This is a genomic window from Pengzhenrongella sp. (genome assembly GCF_036565025.1).
Taxonomy (GTDB): domain Bacteria; phylum Actinomycetota; class Actinomycetes; order Actinomycetales; family Cellulomonadaceae; genus Pengzhenrongella.
The window spans coordinates 1-3,859 of record NZ_DATCNW010000260.1 but is presented as its reverse complement, the minus strand read 5'-3'; the positions used below and the strand labels follow the sequence as shown (position 1 = coordinate 3,859).

2 protein-coding genes are annotated in these 3,859 nt (G+C 76.8%); both read left to right on the top strand.

From position 1 onward, the window contains the following. The coding region (locus VIM26_RS15210; RefSeq protein WP_331952649.1) for an ATP-binding protein at positions 1 to 2,466 on the top strand (2,466 nt) is incomplete at its 5' end. 107 nt (positions 2,467 to 2,573) lie between these two features. Then, complete coding sequence (locus VIM26_RS15205) at positions 2,574 to 3,827, top strand: MFS transporter (protein ID WP_331952647.1); 1,254 nt, start codon at positions 2,574 to 2,576, stop codon at positions 3,825 to 3,827. The last annotated feature ends 32 nt before the right edge of the window (positions 3,828 to 3,859 follow it).

The following is a 3,859-nucleotide window of genomic DNA, read 5'->3' as shown; positions in this document are numbered from 1 at the left end:
GGCGGGCTCGGCGCGATCGGGCCGGCGGGCGGGGGGACCGGCGCCGCGTGGGGCGCCGTCGTGCATGCGCCCACCCCGACCGACGAGCACTGCTCGCTGCCGGCCCTGCTCGTGGCGACGCTCCCGCTCGACCCGTCGCGTCGGCACGTCGTGCGGGGCGTGCTCACCGATGCGCTGCTCGACCACGCGGGGGACGTCTACGCCGACCTCGCCCGCGGGGTCGCCGAGGCGGGCGGGGATCCGCTCGCGCTCGTCCCGGTCGGGCTGGCTGCCGGTGCGCTCGACGCGGCGCTACGCGACCGGATCGTGGACCGTCTCGCGAAGACCCCGCTGCTGACCCCCGCCGAGCGGGTCGGGGACCCGCGGCGCGGCGGGGACCAGCGGCTCGGCGGGGACCAGCGCGGCGGCCATCCGCAGCCCGGCGGGCACGCGCAGCTCGGCCTCGACCCCGAACCCGGCGCGGACGGCGCCGACCGGCTCCTCGAGCCGCGTCGGGCGGTCGCGCTCGCGGGCGGGATCGGCCGCGACCCGGACGCCGTCGGCGCCCTCGCGCGCTGGGCGGCGAACCTGGTCGTGCTCGGCCCGGGCCAGGAGGCGCCAGCCCGCGTCCTGGGGGTCGAGATCCGCGAGCTCGCCGACCTCGTCGAGGAGCTGCCGACCGCCGCCCAGCCCGAGGACTGGCGCGCGCTCTACGCCGCCCTGGACCAGGCCGCCGCCGACCCCGCCGTCTGCGAGGCCCTGGCCGCCCTCCCCGTCCCCCTCCTCGACGGCCGCATGGTCCGCGGCGCCCGCGGTCTGGTCGTGCCCGCGACCGCCACCGTTCTGCGAACAAACCCGCGTTCTGCAAAGTCCGGGAGTTCGCAGAACGCCGGTAACTTTGCAGGACCGGGTACTGGGCTTGAGGCGCTTGAGGTGCTGGGGCAGTGGGGGGTGCGGTTGGTGCATCCGGGGGCGGCCGGACCGTTACTCGAGCGGTTGGGCGCGGCTGCGCCGGAGGCCGGCGGGCTGCTGCTGCTGCCCGCGGTGCGCGAGGCCGTGCTCGAGGTCGCCGACGACGACGACCTGGCGCTCGCCGCCGACGTCGCCGACGCGGTCCTCACCCTGGTCGCCGGCGCGCTGGGCGACGGGCGGGTGCCCGACGAGGCCGCCGGGTGGCTCGGCGAGCTCACCCTGCGGGACACCCACGACGAGGCGACCCCGGCCCGCGGCCTGGTGCTGGGCGGGTCCATCGCCGCGGACCTGCTCGACGAACGCGTGCTGGCCCCGGTCGCCGAGGATCTCGTGGAGCGCTGGGGCCCGGCGGTGCTCGCCGCCGTCGGCGTCCGCGACCACCTCGCGCTGGTGCACGTGCGCGACGTGCTGGTCGAGGGCTCCGGGCAGGACCTCCTCGGCGCCGGCGCCGGCGAGGACCTCGCGACCCGGTCCCTGGACGGCTGGGAGGAGTACCTCGAGCTGCTCGCCGGGCGGCTCGGCGCGGGCGCGCTGATCGGCGAGCTGTCCGCGGTCGCGGACCTGGACGCCGTGCGCGACGAGGCCTGGCCGGCGGTGCTCGGCCACCTCGCCGCCGATCCGGACCTGCGCCGCGCGCTGCTCGACCCGGTCCGGGCCGACACCGCCCGGGTCCGCGAAGCTCCCTCGTACGCGGCGTGGTGGCTGCGCACGCGGACCCCGGTCGCGCTCGGTCTCGGCGAACCGTTCGCGCTGCCGACCGCGCCCGCGGGCCTGCGGGACCTGCTCGCGCCCGTCCCGGCCGGGCTCACCGGCCTTGACGCGACCGTGCTGCGGGCCCTGGGCGGTGTCGGGTCGTTCGCCGACCTCGACGCGGAGGGCTGGGCCGACGTCCTGGACGCGCTCGGCCCGATCGGCACACCGGTGCCGCCGGACACCGCGGCGACCCTCTGGCGCGCGCTCGCCGACGCGGCCGACGCCGCGATTGAATTCGAGCGGGTGCCCGACCGGCTGCCCGCGATGGTCGCGCCCGGCGAGGTCCGCGTCGTGCACGCCGACGACGCCGCCGTCGCGCCCGCGCCCATGTGGTTCCAGCGGCCCGACGTCGCCGCGCTCATCCCGGCTCCCCGTGCGCTCGCTGTGCGCGTCGCGGCGTTGCTGGACCTTCCGCTCGCCGACGAGTTCTCCGACGGCGCTACCGCCGCGCCCGACGACGACGGCGAGGTCGGCCCCACCCCGGACGCGGCCCTCGCGCTGGTCCCGGCCGCGCCGCGAACCTGGCGTGAGCACGACGACCTGCGGGTCGGCGACGCCCCGGTCGACTGGTGGGTCGAGGGCGACGGCCCGGACGCCGTCGTGCACGCGACGCACCTGTCCGCGCTGGCGAGGGGCCTGGCGCAGGCCGCCGACCGCTGGGACCTGCGGCACGCCCTGGAGATCGCCCTCACCGACCCGTCCCGTGCCCCCGAGCTGCGCACCGAGGCCTCCTTCGACCCGAGACCGGACCCGCCGAGGTAGTACCGCCGCGCCGAGGTAGAGCGGCGCAGGGCGCTACCTCGGCGCACGGGTGCTACCTCGCGGGGCGTGGGAAGTGGGGCGCGCTCGGGTGCGGGAGAATGGGGGGGATGACGAAATTGCCTGCGCCGCCCAGCCGTTCGCCCTTGAGGGCGGTTGCGCGGGGTGTGTACGCGCCGGCGCTCGTGTTCGAGGTCGGCATCGGGGCGATCGTGCCGATCATCCCGCTCTTCGCGGTGGACCTCGGGGCCAACCTCGCGATCGCGGGGCTGCTGGTCGCGCTGCTCGGGGTCGGGCAGATCGTCGGCGACGTCCCTGCGGGCGCGCTCGCGGCGCGGATCGGGGACCGGCGGGCGATGCTCATCGCCGCGGTGTTCTCCGTCGTCGCGCTGGCCGGGTGCGCGCTGGCCCCGAACCTGTGGGTGCTCGGCGTGGGCGTCCTGGCCGTCGGCGCGACGAACGCCGTGTTCACCCTGGCCCGGCAGGCGTACCTCACCGAGGTCATCCCCGTCATGAAGCGGGCCCGCGCGCTGTCCACGCTCGGCGGGGTGCAGCGCATCGGCGCCTTCATCGGCCCGTTCCTCGGCGCGGGCATCGTGCAGCTGGTCGACCTGCGCGGGGTCTTCTGGCTCGCGGTGGCGACCTCCCTGCTCGCCGGCGTCGTCGTGCTGGTCGTGCCCGACGTCGCGGGCGCCGAGACGATCCGCCGCCGCCAGAGCACCCCCGTCCCGCTGCAGACCGTGCTGCGACAGAACGGGAAGGTGTTCACCACGCTCGGGTTCGCGGTGCTCGCCGTCGGCGCGCTGCGGGCGAGCCGGCAGGTCGTGCTGCCACTGTGGTCGGCGCACCTCGGGTTCAGCCCAGCGACGACGAGCGTCGTCTTCGGCATCTCCGGCGCGATCGACATGCTGCTGTTCTACCCGTCGGGCAAGGTCATGGACCGTCGCGGGCGGCTGTGGGTCGCGATCCCGTCGATGCTGATCCTGGGCGGCTCGATCCTGGCGTTGCCGTTCACGTCGACGCTCGCGGGCGTCACCGCCGCGGCGATGGTGATGGGCCTCGGGAACGGCATCGGCTCGGGGATCCTGATGACCATCGGGGCCGACGTCGCCCCGGCCGCGGTGCGCGCTCAGTTCCTCGGGATCTGGCGGCTCTACTCCGACGCGGGCAACGCCGCCGGGCCGCTCGTGGTCGCGGCGGGCGCGGCGCTCGGCAGCCTCGCGGGCGGGATCGGGACCATGGGCGCGGTCGGGCTCCTCGCGACGGTCGGTCTCGCGCGCTGGGTGCCGAGGTTCTCCGAGCACGCCAACGCCACGACGCGCCGTCGGGCAGCGGCCGCACGAGCCGCCGGCTCGGAGGGCTGATCGGTCGGGCGAGTTCGCCCATCTCACGTGAG